Annotated in this window: 22 protein-coding genes; 12 read left to right on the plus strand and 10 right to left on the minus strand. The window is 71.5% G+C overall.

Annotated features, from left to right (window positions below; genetic code table 11):
• Positions 1-299 precede the first annotated feature (299 nt).
• The 3 genes from DSY14_RS19555 (at position 300) to DSY14_RS19565 (ending at position 2,055) form a co-directional block, all read left to right on the plus strand.
• Positions 300-566, plus strand: a complete 267-nt coding sequence (locus DSY14_RS19555) for a hypothetical protein (protein WP_211718044.1) — start codon at positions 300-302, stop codon at positions 564-566.
• Positions 567-688: 122 nt separating this feature from the next.
• Positions 689-1,423, plus strand: coding sequence for an SDR family oxidoreductase (locus DSY14_RS19560; RefSeq protein WP_211718045.1), 735 nt, complete (start codon positions 689-691; stop codon positions 1,421-1,423).
• Positions 1,424-1,647: 224 nt separating this feature from the next.
• Positions 1,648-2,055: a MarR family winged helix-turn-helix transcriptional regulator gene (locus DSY14_RS19565; protein ID WP_211718046.1), complete on the plus strand. Its 408-nt coding sequence runs from the start codon at positions 1,648-1,650 to the stop codon at positions 2,053-2,055.
• Positions 2,056-2,061: 6 nt separating this feature from the next.
• Here DSY14_RS19565 and DSY14_RS19570 read toward each other — a convergent pair whose 3' ends face one another.
• Both DSY14_RS19570 and DSY14_RS19575 read right to left on the minus strand, forming a co-directional pair.
• Positions 2,062-2,631, minus strand: coding sequence for a GNAT family N-acetyltransferase (locus DSY14_RS19570; RefSeq protein ID WP_211718047.1), 570 nt, complete (start codon positions 2,629-2,631; stop codon positions 2,062-2,064).
• 70 nt (positions 2,632-2,701) lie between these two features.
• The gene (locus DSY14_RS19575; RefSeq protein WP_211718048.1) at positions 2,702-3,331 is read right to left on the minus strand and encodes a TetR/AcrR family transcriptional regulator; all 630 of its coding nucleotides are present in this window, start codon (positions 3,329-3,331) and stop codon (positions 2,702-2,704) included.
• Positions 3,332-3,393: 62 nt separating this feature from the next.
• On the opposite strand from DSY14_RS19575, the gene DSY14_RS19580 reads away from it, so the two are divergent.
• Entirely contained in the window at positions 3,394-4,077 is a 684-nt protein-coding gene (locus tag DSY14_RS19580) for a GAP family protein (protein ID WP_211718049.1), read from the plus strand.
• A 106-nt stretch (positions 4,078-4,183) separates the two neighbouring features.
• Positions 4,184-4,882, plus strand: coding sequence for a sensor domain-containing protein (locus tag DSY14_RS19585; protein ID WP_211718050.1), 699 nt, complete (start codon positions 4,184-4,186; stop codon positions 4,880-4,882).
• On the opposite strand, the gene DSY14_RS19590 is transcribed toward DSY14_RS19585, so the two are convergent.
• A complete protein-coding gene (locus tag DSY14_RS19590; RefSeq protein WP_211718051.1) occupies positions 4,864-5,745 on the minus strand; it encodes a LysR family transcriptional regulator in 882 nt (293 codons plus the stop codon). The two genes, DSY14_RS19585 and DSY14_RS19590, sit on opposite strands and share 19 nt — an antisense overlap.
• A 68-nt stretch (positions 5,746-5,813) precedes the next feature.
• Here DSY14_RS19590 and DSY14_RS19595 point away from each other — a divergent pair, with 68 nt between their 5' ends.
• Positions 5,814-6,728, plus strand: coding sequence for a DMT family transporter (locus DSY14_RS19595; protein ID WP_211718052.1), 915 nt, complete (start codon positions 5,814-5,816; stop codon positions 6,726-6,728).
• A gap of 110 nt (positions 6,729-6,838) precedes the next feature.
• On the opposite strand, the gene DSY14_RS19600 is transcribed toward DSY14_RS19595, so the two are convergent.
• Complete coding sequence (locus DSY14_RS19600) at positions 6,839-7,678, minus strand: alpha/beta fold hydrolase (protein WP_211718053.1); 840 nt, start codon at positions 7,676-7,678, stop codon at positions 6,839-6,841.
• A 157-nt stretch (positions 7,679-7,835) separates the two neighbouring features.
• Here DSY14_RS19600 and DSY14_RS19605 point away from each other — a divergent pair, with 157 nt between their 5' ends.
• Positions 7,836-9,740 carry an ABC transporter ATP-binding protein gene (locus tag DSY14_RS19605; protein WP_211718054.1) on the plus strand — a complete coding sequence of 635 codons (1,905 nt, stop codon included), beginning with the start codon at positions 7,836-7,838 and terminating at the stop codon, positions 9,738-9,740.
• A 137-nt stretch (positions 9,741-9,877) separates the two neighbouring features.
• Here DSY14_RS19605 and DSY14_RS19610 read toward each other — a convergent pair whose 3' ends face one another.
• From DSY14_RS19610 to DSY14_RS19625, 5 genes are all read right to left on the minus strand, one after another.
• Entirely contained in the window at positions 9,878-10,438 is a 561-nt protein-coding gene (locus DSY14_RS19610; RefSeq protein WP_211718063.1) for a sugar O-acetyltransferase, read from the minus strand.
• A 125-nt stretch (positions 10,439-10,563) separates the two neighbouring features.
• Complete coding sequence (locus DSY14_RS19615) at positions 10,564-12,075, minus strand: MFS transporter (RefSeq protein WP_211718055.1); 1,512 nt, start codon at positions 12,073-12,075, stop codon at positions 10,564-10,566.
• Positions 12,076-12,431: 356 nt separating this feature from the next.
• Positions 12,432-12,893, minus strand: a complete 462-nt coding sequence (locus tag DSY14_RS28845) for an acyltransferase family protein (protein WP_249188148.1) — start codon at positions 12,891-12,893, stop codon at positions 12,432-12,434.
• Positions 12,894-13,256: a hypothetical protein gene (locus tag DSY14_RS28850; protein WP_249188149.1), complete on the minus strand. Its 363-nt coding sequence runs from the start codon at positions 13,254-13,256 to the stop codon at positions 12,894-12,896. It lies immediately after the preceding gene.
• Positions 13,257-13,425: 169 nt separating this feature from the next.
• A complete protein-coding gene (locus DSY14_RS19625) occupies positions 13,426-13,803 on the minus strand; it encodes a VOC family protein (protein ID WP_211718056.1) in 378 nt (125 codons plus the stop codon).
• Between the two features lie 63 nt (positions 13,804-13,866).
• On the opposite strand from DSY14_RS19625, the gene DSY14_RS19630 reads away from it, so the two are divergent.
• From DSY14_RS19630 to DSY14_RS19645, 4 genes are all read left to right on the plus strand, one after another.
• A complete protein-coding gene (locus DSY14_RS19630; protein WP_211718057.1) occupies positions 13,867-14,292 on the plus strand; it encodes a CrcB family protein in 426 nt (141 codons plus the stop codon).
• Complete coding sequence (gene crcB / locus DSY14_RS19635; protein WP_211718058.1) at positions 14,289-14,648, plus strand: fluoride efflux transporter CrcB; 360 nt, start codon at positions 14,289-14,291, stop codon at positions 14,646-14,648. Before DSY14_RS19630 ends, crcB begins: the two co-directional genes overlap by 4 nt.
• A gap of 13 nt (positions 14,649-14,661) precedes the next feature.
• The gene (locus tag DSY14_RS19640; RefSeq protein WP_211718059.1) at positions 14,662-15,333 is read left to right on the plus strand and encodes a trans-aconitate 2-methyltransferase; all 672 of its coding nucleotides are present in this window, start codon (positions 14,662-14,664) and stop codon (positions 15,331-15,333) included.
• A 258-nt stretch (positions 15,334-15,591) separates the two neighbouring features.
• A complete protein-coding gene (locus DSY14_RS19645) occupies positions 15,592-16,251 on the plus strand; it encodes a hypothetical protein (protein ID WP_211718060.1) in 660 nt (219 codons plus the stop codon).
• 166 nt (positions 16,252-16,417) lie between these two features.
• On the opposite strand, the gene DSY14_RS19650 is transcribed toward DSY14_RS19645, so the two are convergent.
• Complete coding sequence (locus tag DSY14_RS19650; RefSeq protein WP_211718061.1) at positions 16,418-17,083, minus strand: helix-turn-helix domain-containing protein; 666 nt, start codon at positions 17,081-17,083, stop codon at positions 16,418-16,420.
• A gap of 114 nt (positions 17,084-17,197) precedes the next feature.
• Between DSY14_RS19650 and DSY14_RS19655 the strand changes: the two genes are divergently transcribed.
• Positions 17,198-17,950: aspartate/glutamate racemase family protein (locus DSY14_RS19655; protein ID WP_211718062.1), on the plus strand; the 753-nt coding region annotated here is incomplete at its 3' end.

Here is a 17,950-nt window from a genome sequence, read left to right on the forward strand (position 1 = left end):
ACCCACCCCGACATCACCCCGAGCAGGTCGGGGGTCTCCAACAAGACCAGCGGTACGACGACCCGGCCCGGGCTGGCACTGCCACGGCAACGCACTTGCGCCTCAAGCGACTCGAGGTACCACAGTGGCTTCCATGAACGAGAACAAGCTCCACCCCCATCGGTGACGCCGCCCGTCGCAGCGGACTCAGCGCCGGCGCCGTCCGTTTCCACTCCGACGAGGGACTCATCGAGCCCACCGGCCTCAACGCGCCCGGCCACCGCCTGGACGACATCGACGCCATCGTCCGGTTCCTGGAGATGAGCGCCGCTCACGCGGGCACGCCCCTGACCCCGCACATGCGCGACTGCATGGCCGTGGTGTTCCGGCAGACCCCCGACATGCCGCGCCCTGTCGAGGAGGAGGACGCCGCCGCCGAAGGCCCGGTCTACGCCACCACCCATGGCCGGTACCCGGCCCTGGTCGGGCGGACCATCGGCACCGAGACCGAGACCGAGGCCGACCACGACTCTGTGTCCTACGTGTGGATGGCCGACGCCATGGCCGCACCCGCACCCGGCGCCTGAGACGGGGGTGGAGGAACATCAGAGCGTCGGTGCGGCGCGAGGACCCCGGCGCCGGACGGAGCCCCGTTGTGTGGGTTGAACCTCTCCCGCCACGCCGGTCTGACGTGTCAAGATGGCCACTCATGGGCGTATTGGATGGAAAGACCGCACTGGTGACCGGTGGGTCACGCGGGATCGGGCGGGCCATCGTGCAACGCCTGGCGCGTGACGGAGCGAGCGTGGTGTTCAGCTTCGCACGCGACGCCGCCGCAGCAGCGGCGCTGGAGGCCGACGTGCCGAAGGCGACCGCGGTGCAGGCCGACCTGGCCGAGCGGGCCGCGGCGGTGGCGCTGTACGACGCAGCCGAGCAGCGATTGGACGGGCTGGACATCCTGGTCAACAACGCCGGGTCGGGCACCGTGCCGGTGCCGATCTCGCGGACCAGCGACGCCGACTACGACCAGATCATGGCGGTGAACACCCGCGCGGTGTTCACTCTGATGCGCGAGGCCGTGACCCGGCTGCGCGACAGCGGGCGCATCGTGAACATCTCGACGATCAACACGGTGGCGCCCACCGCTGCCGCCGGGGTGCACGCGGCCAGCAAGGCCGCCATCGAACAGTTCGCCGCCAGTGCGGCCCGCGAGCTCGGCGCCCGGGGAGTCACCGTCAACAGCGTCTCGCCCGGGGCCACCGACACCGACCTGCTGCACGGCAACAACCCCGGGATCGACGTGTCCGACACCGTCGGCCCCATCACCCCATTGGGCCGGCTGGGACGGCCTGACGACATCGCCGACGTCGTGGCCTTCCTGGTCGGGCCGGACGGGCGTTGGATGACCGGGCAGAACCTGCGCGCGGGCGGCGGGCTGGCCTGACCTCGCGCACCCCGATACCCCGCGACCATCGGCTGCGGGGCTTTCCCGTATCCACCTGGCAAGACGTCACGTCCCAGGTGCGGAGCACGGAGTCGTGGCGATGCGAGCGAGGACACGGGCCGGGGACCGGGTACGACACGTGAGGATTGCCGGCCACGGCCCCCGACGCCGAGATAGCGTCGGGGGAAGCGCTCACGGGCACCGACGTCGCCACCGGAGGAACCATGTCCGATCTGCCCATCGGCTACTGGCTCAAGCACCTGGACCGGCTCATTGAGAGCGACCTGGACCGGGTGCTGGCGGCGGAGTCGCTGGGCCGCCGCCAGTGGCAGGTGCTCAGCTCCCTGCGCAACGACCCCACCACCCTGCTGCAGCTGGGGCAACGCCTCCTGCCGTTCCTGGAGGAGGGCGAGTCCACCGTGGGGCCCGAGGTGGAGGCGCTGCGTCGACGCGGCTGGGTGAGCGGCCTCGTCTCGCTCGAACTGACCCCCGAGGGCGAGCGGGTGCACGACGCGCTGCTCGAACAGGTCACGCAGACCCGGTCGCGCCTCACCGAGGGGATCAGCGAGCAGGAGTACCGCGCCACCATCGAGGTGCTGGAGCGCATGGCGGCCAACCTCGAACAGGGGTGAGTCGACTCAGAGCGGAAGTTCCCGGCTGAGTTCGACGAAGATCAGGTCGTCGCGCCGGGGCAGTCCGAAGACCTCGCTGCCGTAGGGGAACGGCTCGGTCCTGCCGGTGCCGGTGTACCCGCGCCGTTCGTACCAGGCGATCAGTTCGGGGCGCTGACGGAGCACGTTCATGCGCATCCGACGGCTCCCCCAGGTGCGCACGGCCCACTGTTCGGCCTCGGCCAGCACGACCCGGCCCAGGCCGGCCCCCTGCAGTTCAGGGCGCACGGAGAACATCCCGAAGTAGGCCCCCTCGTCGTCGCGTCGCAGTTCGCAGCAGGTGACGATCGCGTCGTCGATCTCGCCGACGAGGATCAGGGTGTCGTCACGCCTCAGAAGATCGCTCATGTTCTGCGCGTCCATGCGCTGGCCGTCCAGGAGTTCGGCCTCGGTGGTCCATCCCTGCTTGGAGCCCTCGCCTCGGTAGCAGGCGTTGACGAGCGCGACCAGGACGGGAACGTCGGCCTCGGTCGCGTCGCGGAAGGTGATCTCACCGGTCGCGGTGTTCGCGCCTCGGGCGTTGGGGATGGTGGTCATGCGTCTTCCTCCTCGTGTCCGTTCCGTCTCACCCTAGGGCCGCCGTCCCGATCGCCGGGACGGCGGCCTCTCAGTGCCGTGCGCGGGGAGCGGTGGCCTCGATGTGGGTCAGGAAGGCGCGCAGCCGGGAACGGGCCGCCTCGGGGGTGACCTGTTCCGGTGTGGTCATCAGTTGCAGGGCGAGCCCGTCCACGAAGATGTGCAGGTACTCCGACCAGGTCTCCAACCACGGCTCGGGGTGGGCCAGAGCGGGGTCCTCCAGGGGCGGGAACCCACCCAGGCCGCCGACCAGGCGGCGGTAGAGACCGCGTTGCCGGTCCCACCGCTCCTGGAGTCGGGGGTCGAGGAAGTCGGGGTCACCGGTGGCCTCCCAGGCCCGGTACTCCGCCCGACGGGTCGGGTCCAGGGGCAGCATCTGTTCGGCGAAACCGAGCACCCGGTCCACCATCGGCCCCTCGGGGTCGAAGGTGCGCCCGTGCTCGTTCATACGCTGGACGACGCGGTCCTCCGACAGGTCCAGCGCGTAGGCGAGCAGTTCCTGGCGGGTCTGGAAGTAGTGGCGCAGGGCGCCGGTGGACAGGCCCGCCTCGGCGGCGACGCCACGGATGGACACCGCCTGCGGACCGGACTCGGCGATCACCCGCCACAGGGCCTCGGCGAGGGCGCGGCGGCGTTCTTCATGGTCGACGATCTTCGGCACCCCTCCTTTTTAGCACATCTGTGTTATTTTATTTAGCACAGTCGTGTGAAAAAGGAGAGCCCATGCCGCCCCTGGAGGTACTCGTCCCGTTCGCCGGGCTGGCGTTGCTGGACACGCTCAGCCCCACCACCCTCGGTGTCTCGCTGTTCGTGCTGCTCAGCGGAGCCCGGTCCATCGCCCGGCCTCTCTTCGCCTACCTGGGCACGGTCGCCCTGTTCTACTTCGTCCTGGGCTGCGCGCTCATGCTCGGCCTGGGCGCGGCCCTGTCCCACCTGTCGCACTTGGCCGACAGCCCGGCGGCGGGCTGGACCCTGGTCGTCCTGGGCGGTGGGCTGTTCGCCTACTCCTGGGTGATGCCCACCAAGAAGTCCGCTCCGCGCCGCCCCGTCGGGCTGCGCACCACCACCATGGTCGGGATCGGTCTGGCCACCGGCCTGCTGGAGGCCGGCACCGCCTTCCCGTACCTGGGGGCGATCGGTGTCATGGGCACGGCGGAGCCGGCGGTCACCGTCTGGGTGCCGATGCTGGCCGCCTACAACCTGGTCATGGTGCTGCCTCCCGCCCTGCTCTACCTGGGTCACCGGGTGTTCGGTGAGCGCCTGCGCCCACGCCTGGACCGCTGGCGGGAGAAGATCGACTCCGGTTCACGCGAGGCCCTGGCCTGGATCATCGGCATCGTCGGCCTGCTCCTCCTGCTCAACGGACTGCGGATGGCCGATGTCGGCGCGCTGTTCGGCGGCGGCTGAGCGGAGACGATCGGTCCTCACCCCGGCCGTCGGTGGTGCCCGCACCACCCTGATTCTCACCCTGATGGCCCTGACACGAGCCGTACACAGGCGTAGCGTCGACGGCATGAGGACGCTCTCCTTCGCGCGCGTGGCCCGTGACACCCGATACCTGTTACTCGGCCTCCCCTTGGCCGCGGTCGCGTTCGGCGTGGTCGTGACCGGGCTGGTGGTCGGGGTCGGTACCGCCCCATTGTTCGTGGGAGCGTTCCTGCTCTCCGGGACCCTGTTCGCGGCGCGGGTGCCCGCGCACCTGGAACGCCTGCGTCTGTCGGGCCTGTACGGACGACCGGTGGTGCGCCTGCCCTACCGCTCCGCCCCACCCGGGAGTGGCATTCTCCGCCGGGCTCTCACGCCCCTGACCTGCGCGCGCAGTCGGATGGACGCGTTGCACGCGCTCGTGGGCGCACCCCTGGCCCTGGTCGTGTTCGTCCTGGCCCTGGTGTGGTGGACCCTGGCCGTGGGCGGTCTGCTCTATCCGCTCTGGGGCTGGTCGCTCCACCTGGTCCCCGGCTACACCGACCTGGGCACGCACCTGCTGCCCGAGAACCCCACCATGGCCGCCATGGTCGTCGCCATGATCGGTGGAGCCCTGTTCGCCCTGACCCTGCCTCCGGTGCTCAGGGGCCTGGCCGGCGCGCACGCCGCGCTGTCCCGGCTGTTGCTGCTGGCGCCGGAGGAGGTCACCGCCCGGGTGCTGACCACACGAGCGGCGCCCACGCTCTCCGGGACCGGCGCGGAACGGCGTTACGTCACCTCGCGCTGATCCTCTCGCCCCCGCATCCCGTACAGCCGGGACAACAGCGCCACCGCCGCGTGTGTGGCGGGGTGCGGGTCGTGGCGCCGCCAGACCAGCCGGACCTCGATGGTGGGGGCGTCGCGCAGTGGGCGGAAGGCGATCCCGTCCCGCCGGTACTGGGTGGCGGTGCTCTCGGGCGTGATGCCCACCGCGCGCCCTGTGGCGATCTCGGCCAGCCAGTCGTCGATGTCGGTGGTCCGTTCGATCGTCGGCCGGGAGCCCTCGGGCCACAGCTCCTCGGTGGTGGTCCCGGTACGCCGGTCGATCAACAGGAGCCGATCGGTGAGTTCGGCCAGCCGTACCGAGCGCCGTCGGGCCAGGAGGTCGTCCGAGGCCAGGGCGACGTGACGGCGCTCATGGCCCACCACCGCGCTGTCGAAGCGCCGACCGTCGAAGGCCGCGCGCACCACCGCCAGGTCGCAGAGCCCCTCGGCCAGCCCACCGGTGGGGGTGTTGGTGCGCACCAGGTGCAGGGCGACGTCCGGGTGCAGGTCGGCCCAGCGACGTTGGAACTCCGCGGTGTGACGTCCCACCGCGGACCAGGCGTGCCCCACCCGCAGCCGGGTGTGCCCGGTGGTGGCCTCCCCGATGAGGTTCTCGGCCTCGGCCAACAGGTGCCGGGCGCGGGCCAGGACCTGCACCCCCGCCGTGGTGGGCGTGACACTGCGACTGGTGCGGTGCAGCAGACGCACGCCCAGTAGCCGTTCCAGAGAGGCCAGGTTCCGTGAGACCGCGGCCTGGGAGACCCCCAGTTCGAGGGCGGCGTCGCTGAACCCACCGGAGTCGACGATGGCGACCAGGCACCGCAGGTGGCGCAGTTCCAGTTCCATGACTCCAGCGTATAGACGCTCACTCACATGCATTTTGCGTAGGGGAGAGACGGGTGGAGGCTCACGCCATGACGACCTCCACCTCGGGCGCGGACCACGGCACGTCGACCTTCGATCCGTCCATCGGCGCGCGTGGGCGTCAGGGCATGGCCGTGATGCTGGTGAGCGGTGCCTCCAACCAGGTCGGCGCGGCCACGGGGGCACTCGCCTTTCCCGTGATCGGCCCCCTGGGAGTGGTGGCGGTGCGTCAATGGGTGGCGGGTCTGCTGTTGTTGGCCGTGGGCCGCCCGCGCCTGCGTGCGTTCACCTGGGCCCAGTGGTGGCCGGTGCTGTCGATGGCGGTGGTCTTCGGTGCGATGAACCTGACCCTGTACTCGGCCATCGACCGCATCGGTCTCGGGCTGGCGGTGACGTTGGAGTTCCTGGGGCCCCTGGCGGTCGCCCTGATCTCCTCCCGCCGATGGCGCGACCTGGCCTGCGCGCTCGCGGCCGCCGGTGCGGTGGCGGTGCTCATGCGCCCCCAGGCCTCGACCGACCACTGGGGGATCGCCCTGGCCTTGGTGGCGGCCTCCTGCTGGGCCGCGTACATCCTGCTGAACCGGACCGTGGGACGCCGGTTCACCGGGATCGAGGGGTCGGCGGCCTCGGCCGGGATCTCGGCGGTGCTCTTCGCCCCCGTCGGCGTGCTGGTCCTCGTGGCCCACCCGCCCACACCGGCAGCGCTGGTCTGCGCGGTCGCCGCCGGGGTGTTGTGCTCCGTGATCCCCTTCCTCGGGGATCTGTTCGCGCTGCGCAGGGTGCCCGCACGGTTCTTCGGGCTGTTCATGAGCGTGCATCCGGTGATGGCGGCCCTGGCCGGTCTGCTCGTGCTGGGCCAGACCCCGCACTGGGTGGACTGGGCGGCCATCCTCACCATCGTGTCCGCCAACGCGATCAGCGCCGCCGCCCTGGGCCGTCGCTCCGGCCGCACCCGGTCGATCTAGACCCCGGCCGCGCTCCCGCGGGCCTTCCACCGTACTTCGGCCGGTGGTCGGGCGCCCGACCACCGGGCGGGAACCCGCGGGGCCCAGGGTCGGGCGTCGCGGAGGCGACGTCAACCGCGCAGGAACGCCAGCACCGGCGCGGTCTGGTGGAGGATCGCGTGACCCACCCCGGGCAACACCCGTACACGGCCGTGCGGCAGGTGCTCGCGCACCCGCCGGGCGGTGGCCGCGGAGTCGAACATCCGGTCCCGGTCGCCCACGATGACCTGCACCGGCATGGTCAGGGTGCGCAGGTCACCATCGGAGAAGACCGGCAACCGCTCGGTGCGGGGGCGAAAGCCGGTGAACTCGGTGAGGACCGCCTCCAGGGTCGCCCGATCGGCGGGGGCGTCCAGCCCCGTCAGGTAGCGCGTGGCGGCCACCCGGCCACGGTGGCCGAAGAACATGAGCAGGCCGGCTCCGGCGATCCGCCACCGGCGCTGGGCGCCGAGCCCACCCGGGCAGCCCAGCACCATGCGGGTGACACGACCGGGACGGCGGATCGCGTAGTCGAGCGCCGTCCACCCGCCCAGGGACATCCCCACCAGGGCCACGCGGTCGAGCCCCAGTCCGGCCAGGACGTCGTCCAACCACAGCGCCACGGCCTCGGTGGACAGGTCGGGGCGTGAGGGTGCGCTGAACCCGGGTTCGCCCACCAGGTCCACGGCGAACACCCGATGGTGCCTGGACCAGGAGGCCACGTCCTCTCGCCAGTGGCCGGCGTTGCCGCCCGACCCGTGCAGCAGTACCAACGGCGGCGCCTCCTCGGGTCCGCCGGCCAGGACGAAGGTCTCCCCGGCGCGAGTGGGCACGCGAAGGTGCGCGGACGGGACGGGCCAGTCCTCCAGGGCGCGGCGGTAACGGTCGCGCGCACTCCGGGCCTCCTCCTCGGTGCGGTAGATAGCGTTCATGCCCGATCCCCTCATGCTCCTCAAGCTTCTCTAAATGTCCTTAAGAGAATGTAGCAAAGGGAATTATAGGGAGTCCAGAGTTTCGGATTGACCTCAACTTTGGTTGAGGTCCTACGGTTCAGGGGGAACAGCGAGCCCCGACCGATCGGTGGGACCCATGAGCATGGAAATGGCCGCGTGGAACTCCATCTACCACGCGATGCACGCCAAGGAGGACCAGCGGCCCTTCTCCCTGCCGATCCTGCGCAGGATCGGCGGTTTCGCCCGCCCCCACGCCCGGCCGTTGGGCTGGTTCCTGGCCCTGAGCGTGGTCACCGCCTCCCTGGCGGTGGCCGCTCCCCTGCTCGCCGGTCGCGTCGTCAACGCCATCGTCGACGGTTCGGCGTTGGGCCCCATCCTGTTGCTGGCCGCCCTCATCGCCGGTGTGGCCGTTGCCGAGGCCGTTCTGGCGCTCGTCGTGCGCTGGCTCTCGGCGCGGGTGGGCGAAGGACTCATCCTGGACCTGCGCACCACCGTCTACGATCACGTCCAACGCATGCCGGTCGCCTTCTTCACCCGGACGCGGACCGGAGCCCTGGTCAGCCGACTCAACAACGACGTCATCGGCGCCCAGCGGGCCTTCAGCGACGTGCTCTCCGGGGTGATGAGCAACCTGGTCACCCTCCTCCTGGCCTTGGTCGTCATGCTCGCCTTGTCCTGGCAGATCACCCTGTTGTCCCTGCTGTTGCTGCCCGTGTTCGTGCTGCCCGCACGTCGCATGGGCGCGCGTCTGGCCCGGATCGAGCGCGAACGCACCCTGCACAACGCCGCCATGGGCACCCAGATGACCGAACGTTTCTCCGCTCCCGGAGCCACCCTGGTCAAGCTCTTCGGCCGCCCGCACGAGGAGTCCGCGGAGTTCTCCCGCCGCGCCTCCCGTGTGCGGGACATCGGCGTGCGCATGGCCATGGTTCAGGAGGTCTTCTTCACCGCCCTGACCCTGGTCTCCGCGCTCGCGCTGGCCCTGGTCTACGGGCTGGGCGGTTTCTACGCGCTCACCGGCCGACTGGACGCGGGCACCGTCGTGTCCATGGGCATGTTGCTCACCCGTCTGTACGCACCCCTGACCGCGCTGGCCGGCGCCCGCGTGGAGATCATGAGCGCGCTGGTCAGCTTCAGCCGGGTCTTCGAGGTCCTGGACCTCAGACCCCTGGTCGACGAGAAGGCCGATGCCCGACCGGTACCGACCGGGCCGGTGTCACTGGAGTTCGACGACGTCACCTTCGCCTACCCCACCGCCGACAAGGTCTCCCTGGCCTCCCTGGAGGAGGTCGCCACACTGGACACCACCGAACACGGGCCGGTCCTGCGCGGGGTGTCCTTCCACGTCGCGCCCGGGCAGACGGTGGCACTGGTGGGTTCCTCCGGCGCGGGCAAGTCCACCATCGCCCAGCTCACCCCGCGTTTGTACGACGTGGACTCCGGAGCGGTCCGGCTCGAGGGTGTCGACGTGCGGGACCTGACCTTCGACTCCCTGCGCGCCGCCCTCGGCATGGTCACCCAGGACGGACACCTGTTCCACGAGTCCATCCGCGCCAACCTCACCCTGGGGGCGCCCGAGGCCACCGAGGAGCAGGTGTGGGACGCGTTGCGCCGCGCACGCCTGGACACACTGATCGACTCACTGCCCGACGGACTCGACACGGTGGTCGGCGAACGCGGATACCGGTTCTCCGGGGGTGAGCGCCAGCGCCTGACCATCGCGCGGCTGCTCCTGACCGACCCCGAGATCGTCATTCTGGACGAGGCGACCTCGGCGCTGGACTCCACGTCGGAGGCGGCCGTCCAGGCGGCTCTGTCCGAGGCGTTGGAGGGTCGCACCGCCCTGGTGATCGCGCACCGACTGTCCACCATCCGCGCCGCCGACGCGATCCTCGTGGTGGAGGCGGGCCGGATCGCGGAACGCGGCACCCACACCGAACTCCTGGCGCGGAGCGGACGCTACGCCGAGTTGTACCGCACCCAGTTCGCCCAGGGCGAGGTCCCCGGCAATGGTGCGGGCCCCGTGCCCGTGGCGGGCTGACCCGCCGCGCACCCCCGCCCCCGGCGGCGCCACGCCGGGGGCGGGCCTCAGCGCCTCCGCACCCCCGCGCGGGCTCCGTCCACCTGGGGTCGCGAACCCCGTGGTGCGGCCCACCGGGAACGGTCGGTCGCCCGCGATCACACCGCTTCGTCCACGGTCTCCTTCACCGGAATCTCCTTGATCACGCGTGCGGGGTTGCCCACGGCCACCACGTTGGCCGGCAGGTCCCGGGCCACCACCGCACCGGCGCCCACCACGGTGTTGTCCCCGATGGTCACCCCCGGGCAGACGATGACCCCGCCTCCCAACCACACGTTCTCGCCGATGGTGATGGGCTCGGCCGACTCCCAGCCCGCCCTGCGCTCCTCGGGGTCGATCGGGTGGGTGGGGGTGAGCAGCTGGACGTTGGGGCCGATCTGGGTGTGGGCGCCGATGCGGATCGGCGCCACGTCCAGCATGACCGCGCCGAAGTTGACGAACACCCCGTCGCCGAGGGTGATCCTGTAACCGAGATCCACGCGCAGGGGCGGCCGCACATGCGCTCCGGCGCCCAGCTCGCCGATCAGGTCGGCCAAGGCCCGGGCGCGTCCCTCGGCGTCGTCGGGGGCGGTGGTGTTGAAGATCGTCGCGAGCGTGTCGGCGCGGGTCGTCTCCACGCTCACCTCCGCGTCGGCCCGGTAGGGCTCACCGGCGAGCATGCGTTCCTTCTGACTGGGCACGAACGGACTTCCCTTCGGGTGCTGACGATTCCGTCGACCCTAACGTCGTTCGGTGCCACGACGCCGGCCAGAAGAACCTCACCCGGCGATCCACCGGTCGGTGGCTAGGTGCGCAACCCGCGCACGGCCAGGACCGCGAGACAGGCGGTGATCACCGCGCCCACGAGGGAGACGGTCCGTACCCCCGAGGCGAACGCCGCCTCGACGACCCGCGCCAGGACCTCGGCCCGGTCCGCGTCCAGCGTCTCCAGAACGGACCGGGCCTCGGAGAGCGAGGCGCCCGCCGCGACGGCGACCTCCCCGGGCAGTTCGGCGGGCCATGAGCCGACGACCCGGCTCTGGTAGACCGCGGTGCCGAGAGTGCCCAGCAGTGCGATTCCCAGCCCCGTTCCGAGTTCGGAGGCGGTCTCCCCCGCCGCGCCCGCCGAACCCGCCTCGCCGGGCGGGGCGGCGCCGACCACCAGATCGGTTCCCAACGCGTCGCAGGGCCCGCTGCCCAGGTAGACCACGGTCAACCCCACGATCACCCACACGGGAGAGGCGGTCACCCCGAAGGCCACCATCAGCAGGCCGCCGCACCCGAGCGCGAGCCCCGTGCCGATCACGACCCCGGTCGGGAAACGGCGGGCCGCTGTCGGGGCGACCAGGGCTCCCACGATCAGACCGAGGGCGGCCGGGGCGATCGCCGCCCCCGCCTGCAACGCGGTGAGACCCCGCGTCAGCTGCAGGTACTGGGGGACGAACAGGGTGAGTCCGCCGATGACCGCCGGCCCCGACAGCAGCAACAGAAGGGCCGTGGCCACGGTGCGGTCGGTCAGCAGGCGCGGATCCAGCAACGGATCGTCGAGCCGGTACTGGCGCCGGACGAAGGCGACCACGGCGAGGAGGCCGACACCGACTGCGACCGACGCCGTCCACCACGACCCACCGTGGGCGAACTCCTTGAGCCCGTGGACCAGCGGCAGCAGCCCGGTGAGGAAGAGTACCGCGCTGAGCGGGTCGAACCGCCCCGATTCCGTCCGCCGACACTCGGGAAGCAACGTCGGTCCCGTCACGAGGAGCAGCACCATCACCGGCACGGCCGGCAGGAACACCGCCCCCCACCAGAACGCCTCCAGCAGCGCACCGCCGATGAGCGGTCCGGTGGCGAAGCCGGTCATGAACGCACTGCTCCAGACGGCGATGGCGGTCCGCCTCCGACGTGGGTCGGGGAACAGCGCGTGGAGCAGGCCCAGGGTGGTGGGCATCAGGGTCGCCCCCGCCACACCCAGGGCCGCGCGCGCGGCGATGAGCATGCCCGCGTTCGCGGAGAAGGCGGCCACCATCGACACCACAGCGAAGACGGCGGCACCGCCGAGCAGGAGCCGACGCCGCCCGATGCGGTCGCCGAGCCCGCCCATGGGTACGAGCAGGCCCGCGATCAACAGTGGGTAGACGTCCAGGATCCACAACTCGTCGGTGGCGTCGGCGCCCAGTGCGGCCGAGATGTGGGGAAGCGCCAGGTACAGGACGCTCATGTCGAGCGCGAGTACCGCGGTGGGAAGACAGAGTACGGACAGTCCCGCCCAGGAGCGGCGGGACGAGGGTGTGGCGTGATCGTGCGACGACGAAGTCATCGAAGTTCCTCGAGAGCATCGAAGCCGGCCCGCTCAGGACGTGCGGGACCGACCGGGTGGGGAGCGTGTGTCGCTCCAGGACGACCCGGTTGGGGCTTCGACACCGGGAGGCGGCGCCGGGACGGGTGAGGTCAGGCGGCAGTGGGTTCCCGGGACGAAGCGCCCTGAGAGTCCATGCCGGTGATCACGATCGCCACGTGGTCGAGGTTCCTTCCCGAGGATGACCGAACGGCACGAGGCTAGGGAACCGCTCTCGGCGTCGTCAAGATGTTCGCCCGGAGCGACCTCGGTGGTCGAAGCGGCGCGGACGACGGTCCCCTCCCCCACGACCTGGGGTGAGGGGACCGTCGCCGGGGTCAGAGCACCCGCCGGAGTCCCGGGAGCGCACGCACGCCGTAGGCCGGCGCCCAGGTCAGCGGTACCGCCAGAGCGGCCAGGGCGGCGAACTCCACGACGGCGGCGGCCTCCCATCCGCCCAACGCCGCGCCCAGGCCCACCAGCTCCGGTGTGTGCAGGACGTACACGGCGAACGCGTGGTCGGAAAGGAACCGCCACACCCGCTGTTCCCGGGACACGCGACGGCGGAAGAACACCAGCAGCGCCGGCATCACGCCCACGGAGAACAGGTGCTCCGCGAGCACTTGAGCCAGGGCCTGCGCCGTACCGGGCGTGGTGATGCCCCATACGAGCATGAGGGGCAGTGCCACCGCGGCCGTGACGGCACCGGCCACCCCGGCCCGGTCGGGCGGTCTGCGCGACCAGTCGCCCCGATGGGCGAGGATCCCCGCGGTGAACAGGGCGACGTATCGGGGCAGCATTCAGGGACGGGATAACCCGACCACCGGCCGGTACGGGGCGGGGAAGGCCCACCGCCACACGATGGTGACCAGCGCCGACCCCACCGTGAACACCATGGCGGGCACGAACCGGCGTAGAGGTCCGTCTTCGGCGGTGACCGGCGGGGTGGCGCCGACGACGGCGCGGCGTTCACGCACGCCCCGCACCGGCACGTACACCAGGCTCATCACCAACAGCGCCTCGACGAACCACATCGGGCCCGGGTCGAGGGTGACCAGGTACACGACCCACAGTCGGGTGTCGGGCGCCTCGGTCAGGACTCGACCGAACGTCGGGATCATGGCCAGGGGGCGCAGCAGCGCCAGGAACAGCAGCCGGGGCACCCCAGCCGGATCAGGCGTTCGCGCACGAACCCGCGCCGGTCGGTCGACCCCGGAACGAAGTATCCGGAAGATGAGGAAGGACATCCCCATGAAGAACGTCCGGCTCGTTTTTTGACCGCATGGCCAGAACACCATCGGGGATGGCCCTGGTCCCGCCGCGACCGTCCCCTCAGTCCTCGATCAGGCAGAACTCGTTACCCTCGGGGTCGGCCAGAACCACGAGGTCGGTGTGGCGCTCCACCACCGAGGCGCCCAGGGCCAGCAACCGGTCCAGTTCCACGGCGTCCCCCACCAGATCCACGTGCACGCGGTTCTTCACCGACTTGGGTTCGGGCACCCTCTGAAAGAAGATCGACGGCGCCCCCGAGGGCCCCTCCACCAACACCTGGGGGTCGTCCTCGGTGTCGAACACCCCCAGGGAACGCAACCGCGTCCTCTCGTCGTCGTCGTAGGGGGCCACCGCGTACCCGTCCAGGGCGGCGGCCCAGAACCGGGCCAACGAGGCGGGGTGAGAGCAGTCCACGACGATGTCGCGCATCTTCGCCATGCCGATGACCTTATGCCCGCGTCCCCCGCGGGGCCACGCCCTACGCGGGTGCAGGATGGACCCATGACCCCACCCGCACCGGCCCGTCTGTGGCCCGTGGTCGCCCGCGTCGCGCTCGGCGGCGCTCTGGGCGCGCTGACCCGCCACGGGCTGGACACACTGTGGCCGTCGGCCGCCTCGGGGGTGTCCTGGACCATCCTCGCCATCAACGTCACCGGCAGCCTGCTCATCGGGCTCCTGATGGAGTTCATCGCCCACCGGTGGCCGGACAACCCCAACGTGCGACCGTTCTGGGGCGTGGGGTTCCTCGGGGGGTACACCACCTTCTCCGCCTACGCGATGGACGTGGTCACCGCGCTGGAGCGGGGTGCCCCGCACGTGGCCCTCGCCTACCTGGTCGTGACCCTGGCCGGAGCGCTCGCGGCGGCCTGGGCCGCGTCCGCCCTGGCCCACCGGTTCTTCACCCACGGTGGCGGGAGGACCCCATGAGCGCGCTGATGGTCGCCCTGGGCGCGGGCCTGGGAGCACCCCTGCGTTTTCTGGTGGACCTGGGCCTCAAACGCCGCCTGGGCGAGGCCTTCCCTTGGGGCACGCTGGCGGTGAACGTGGTCGGCAGCCTCATCCTGGGGTCGCTCCTGGCCCTGCCGCTCCCCCCGGCGGTACTGGCGCTGCTCGGTACCGGGTTCTGCGGGGCGCTGACCACCTACTCCACCTTCGCCTACGAGACGGTGCAGATGGCGCGCACCGGAGCCCGACGGCGCGCACTGGCGTCGGTCCTGGCCCACCTGGTCCTGGGGATCGGTGCGGCCTGGGCGGGGCTGACCCTGACCTCCCTCCTGATCTGAGGTGCCCACCACCGTGGTCGACACGTCCCTCCTCGCCCGTCTGGACCGGTTCAACCGGCGCCACCCCTGGAACCACAACGACCTCTACGGACCCTGGGTGGTGCGCCGCGTGGCCGCCTCCGGGGCCGGCCGGGTCCTGGACGTGGGGTGCGGTACCGGCAACCTCGTCGACCTGCTGCGAGACCGGGTTCCGCGGGTCACCGGTCTAGAGCCCGACCCCGACACCGCCGGACACGCGCGAGCCCGCTTCGCGGGGGTACCCGGGGTGACGATCGTCCGGGCCGGGTTCACCGAACGTGACCCGTCCGCCCGGTGGGCGGCCATCACCCTGGTGGCGGTCCTGCACCACCTGCCACTGGAGGAGACCCTGCGGGAGCTGCTCGGGTCGCTGGAGCCCGGAGGTCGCCTGGTGGTCGTGGGCCACCACCGCGATGAGGGCGTCGCCGACCTGTTCCGCGCCGTGGTCTCGGCGCTCCTCAACCCGCTCATCGGGCTGGCCGCGCACCCGAGGCGGGCCACCACACCACCGCCCCACATGCGCGCGCCCACGGCCGAGCCCTCCCACACCCTCGGGGAGATCCGGACGGCGGTCGCCCGCCACCTGCCCGGGGCGCGTGTCCGCGCGCGCCTGTTCTGGCGACACACCCTGGTCTACGACCACCCCGCCCGAACGGACACGGCGTGACCGGAGCGGAGGGTGCGGCCGCGGCCCCGAGAACCCCGAGGACGCCACCCTCGCGCGGCCGGGGCCACCCCGTTCGTGCGACTCTGGCGTGGTGGGCGGCCACGGCGTAGGCTCGGGGTGGCGCGGCCCCGGCGCCCACACCGTCGGCATCGCGGAGGCAAAGGGGGCCCTGGAGTTCTCGGGACGCCGGACCGATCCGTGCCCTTCCGGCGGGGCGACGGGAGCGTGGGTGCCGTCGCGGTCCGCCGAGGAGCACACATGACCGGCAACACGTCCTTCGAACAGCGGGTGCGCGAGCGCATGGCCAAGACCGGCGAGAGCCGCACCGCCGCCCGCGCCCACCTGCTCCCCACGGCGCCCTCCCCCGGCACCGGCGCGTCCCCCATGCGCGATCGGGTCTCCGACGCCAGGGTCGCCGAGGCCACCGGGCGCGGCTACGACGCCTGGTTCGCCCTGCTGGACACCTGGGAGGGCACCACCCGCACCCACACGCGGATCGCCGCCCACCTGGTCGAGGAACACGGTGTGGACGGGTGGTGGGCGCAGACCGTCACCGTGGGCTATGAGCAGGAACGCGGCCTGCGGGCGCCCGGTCAGAAGAAGGACGGGTTCGCCCTCAGCGCGAGCAAGACGGTGAACGTGCCGGTGGAGCGCCTGTTCGAGGCGTTCGCCGACCCCGAACTGCGGCAGGAGTGGCTGCCGCTCCCCGTCCACGAGCGCGCCGCCACGGCGGGCCGGCGCTTCACCGCCGACCTGCCCGAGGGCACCCGCGTCGCCGTCACGTTCCAGGCCAAGGGTGAGAACAAGTCCCTGGTGGGTGTGGAGCACACCCGTATCGACAGCGCGGAACGCGCCGCCGAGTGGAAGGCGGACTGGCGCACCAGGCTGACCGACATGAAGAGGCTGCTGGAGGGCTGAGCACGCGGGTCCGGCCCGACCAGGTCCGGGCCGCGAGCGGACCCCCGTACCCCGATCACGGCGCGGGGTACGGGGGTCCGCGTGTGTACGGGCGGTCCTCGTCGCGGGCACACTCCGGCCGGAAAGCGGGCCGCGAACGGCCGACGATGGCGGTCGGTGGCGCCTCTCAGTCCAGGTTGAGCCAGATCGCGACCGCGTCGCTCTTGCCCTGGTTGGAGATGCGATGCGGGGTCGTGGAGGGGTAGGTGATGGAGTCCCCCGGGTGGAGTTCGTAGGTGTCGAACCCGACGTCGACGGTGAGCACCCCGCTCACCACGTTGCCGATCTCGTGTCCGCGGTGGCGCACGTATTCGGCGTTCTGGCTGGAGTAGGAACCGGGCGGGTAGACCGACTCGAAGTAGTTCATGCCCGGGACCGCACCCGGGGTCAGACGCCGGTACCGCACGCCGTGGCCGAGTTCGAGGGTGGCGGCCTCCTCGCGGCGGGTCACCGCGACCCCGCCCAGCCCCGTGTCGGACTCGGGCTCCCATCGCGGACCGGGCGCTTCACCCATCGGGGTGGTGAAGGCGTCGGGGGCGGCCGGCTCCGACGTCTCGGGGCCGAACACCGCGGCCATGGGCACGTTGAGCTCGCCCATGATCTGGTACAGCCGGGTGACCGAGGGGCGCATCTTGCCGCGTTCGATCTGGGAGAGCGCGCTGGCGCTGATCTCCAGCCGGCCGGCGAGTTCACGGAGCGACAGGCCCCGTGCGGTGCGCAGTGTCCGGATGCGCTCGCCGAAACGCTGTTCGTCGAACCGTGGGGGCGCGGGGTTCTCAGTGAAGTCGACCATGGCGCGTTAAGTATAGATGCCGGTCTTGTGAAGTCATTGCTTTAACGATATTGAAGTAATAGCTTCACATGTGGGCGAGGTCACCCCCGCCCCGCACAGTCCCGAAAGGACCGTATGCGCATCCTGCTCGTCAACGTCAACACCTCCACCGCCGTCACCCGCGCCCTGGCCGAACGGGCTCGTGCCACCGCCCGACCCGGAACCGAGATCGAGGCCCTCACCCCCCGATTCGGCCCCGCCTCCGTGGAGGGCAACTTCGAGAGCCACCTGGCCGCCGTCGCCGTCATGGACCGGGTCCTGACCTACGACCAGCCCTACGACGCCGTCGTCCAAGCCGGCTTCGGGGACCACGGCAAGGAGGGACTGCAGGAACTGTGCTCGGTCCCCGTCATCGACATCACCGAGGCGGCGGCCCACACCGCCGCCCTCATCGGCCACCGCTTCTCCGTGGTCACCAGCCTGGACCGCACCGTCCCGATGATCTGGGACCGCCTGACCCTCACCGGCCTGCACACCCGTTGCGCCTCGGTCCGGGCCACCGGACTGGGCGTGCTGGAACTGGAGGCCGACCCCGCCGCCGCGTCCCGCACCGTCGCCGCCCAGGCGGCAGAAGCGGTCGAGCACGACGGCGCCGAGGTCCTCGTGCTCGGATGCGGTGGCATGGCCGGTCTGGAACTGACCCCCGACGACACCCGTGGAGCCCCGGTCGTGGACGGGGTCGCCGGCGCCGTCGCCCTGGCCGAGTCCCTGGTCGGGCTGGGCCTGACCACCAGCAAGGTGCGCACCCACGCCGCACCCCTGCCCAAGACCCTCACCCACTGGCCGCTCAGCGCGGCGCTCGACCGGCGGCCGCCCACCGGGCCCCGG

The sequence above is a fragment of the Nocardiopsis sp. MG754419 genome, from assembly GCF_018207095.1.
Taxonomy (GTDB): domain Bacteria; phylum Actinomycetota; class Actinomycetes; order Streptosporangiales; family Streptosporangiaceae; genus Nocardiopsis.

Coding starts and splice junctions, on each gene's coding strand:
- DSY14_RS19555 (WP_211718044.1), top strand. CDS start 300: ATGAGCGCCGCTCACGCGGGCACGCCCCTGACCCCGCACATGCGCGAC.
- DSY14_RS19650 (WP_211718061.1), bottom strand. CDS start 17,083: ATGGTCGACTTCACTGAGAACCCCGCGCCCCCACGGTTCGACGAACAG.
- DSY14_RS28845 (WP_249188148.1), bottom strand. CDS start 12,893: ATGCTGCCCCGATACGTCGCCCTGTTCACCGCGGGGATCCTCGCCCAT.
- DSY14_RS19580 (WP_211718049.1), top strand. CDS start 3,394: ATGCCGCCCCTGGAGGTACTCGTCCCGTTCGCCGGGCTGGCGTTGCTG.
- DSY14_RS19585 (WP_211718050.1), top strand. CDS start 4,184: ATGAGGACGCTCTCCTTCGCGCGCGTGGCCCGTGACACCCGATACCTG.
- crcB (WP_211718058.1), top strand. CDS start 14,289: ATGAGCGCGCTGATGGTCGCCCTGGGCGCGGGCCTGGGAGCACCCCTG.
- DSY14_RS19560 (WP_211718045.1), top strand. CDS start 689: ATGGGCGTATTGGATGGAAAGACCGCACTGGTGACCGGTGGGTCACGC.
- DSY14_RS19600 (WP_211718053.1), bottom strand. CDS start 7,678: ATGAACGCTATCTACCGCACCGAGGAGGAGGCCCGGAGTGCGCGCGAC.
- DSY14_RS19630 (WP_211718057.1), top strand. CDS start 13,867: ATGACCCCACCCGCACCGGCCCGTCTGTGGCCCGTGGTCGCCCGCGTC.
- DSY14_RS19590 (WP_211718051.1), bottom strand. CDS start 5,745: ATGGAACTGGAACTGCGCCACCTGCGGTGCCTGGTCGCCATCGTCGAC.
- DSY14_RS19595 (WP_211718052.1), top strand. CDS start 5,814: ATGACGACCTCCACCTCGGGCGCGGACCACGGCACGTCGACCTTCGAT.
- DSY14_RS19625 (WP_211718056.1), bottom strand. CDS start 13,803: ATGGCGAAGATGCGCGACATCGTCGTGGACTGCTCTCACCCCGCCTCG.
- DSY14_RS19570 (WP_211718047.1), bottom strand. CDS start 2,631: ATGACCACCATCCCCAACGCCCGAGGCGCGAACACCGCGACCGGTGAG.
- DSY14_RS19565 (WP_211718046.1), top strand. CDS start 1,648: ATGTCCGATCTGCCCATCGGCTACTGGCTCAAGCACCTGGACCGGCTC.
- DSY14_RS19615 (WP_211718055.1), bottom strand. CDS start 12,075: ATGACTTCGTCGTCGCACGATCACGCCACACCCTCGTCCCGCCGCTCC.
- DSY14_RS19605 (WP_211718054.1), top strand. CDS start 7,836: ATGAGCATGGAAATGGCCGCGTGGAACTCCATCTACCACGCGATGCAC.
- DSY14_RS19645 (WP_211718060.1), top strand. CDS start 15,592: ATGACCGGCAACACGTCCTTCGAACAGCGGGTGCGCGAGCGCATGGCC.
- DSY14_RS19610 (WP_211718063.1), bottom strand. CDS start 10,438: ATGCTCGCCGGTGAGCCCTACCGGGCCGACGCGGAGGTGAGCGTGGAG.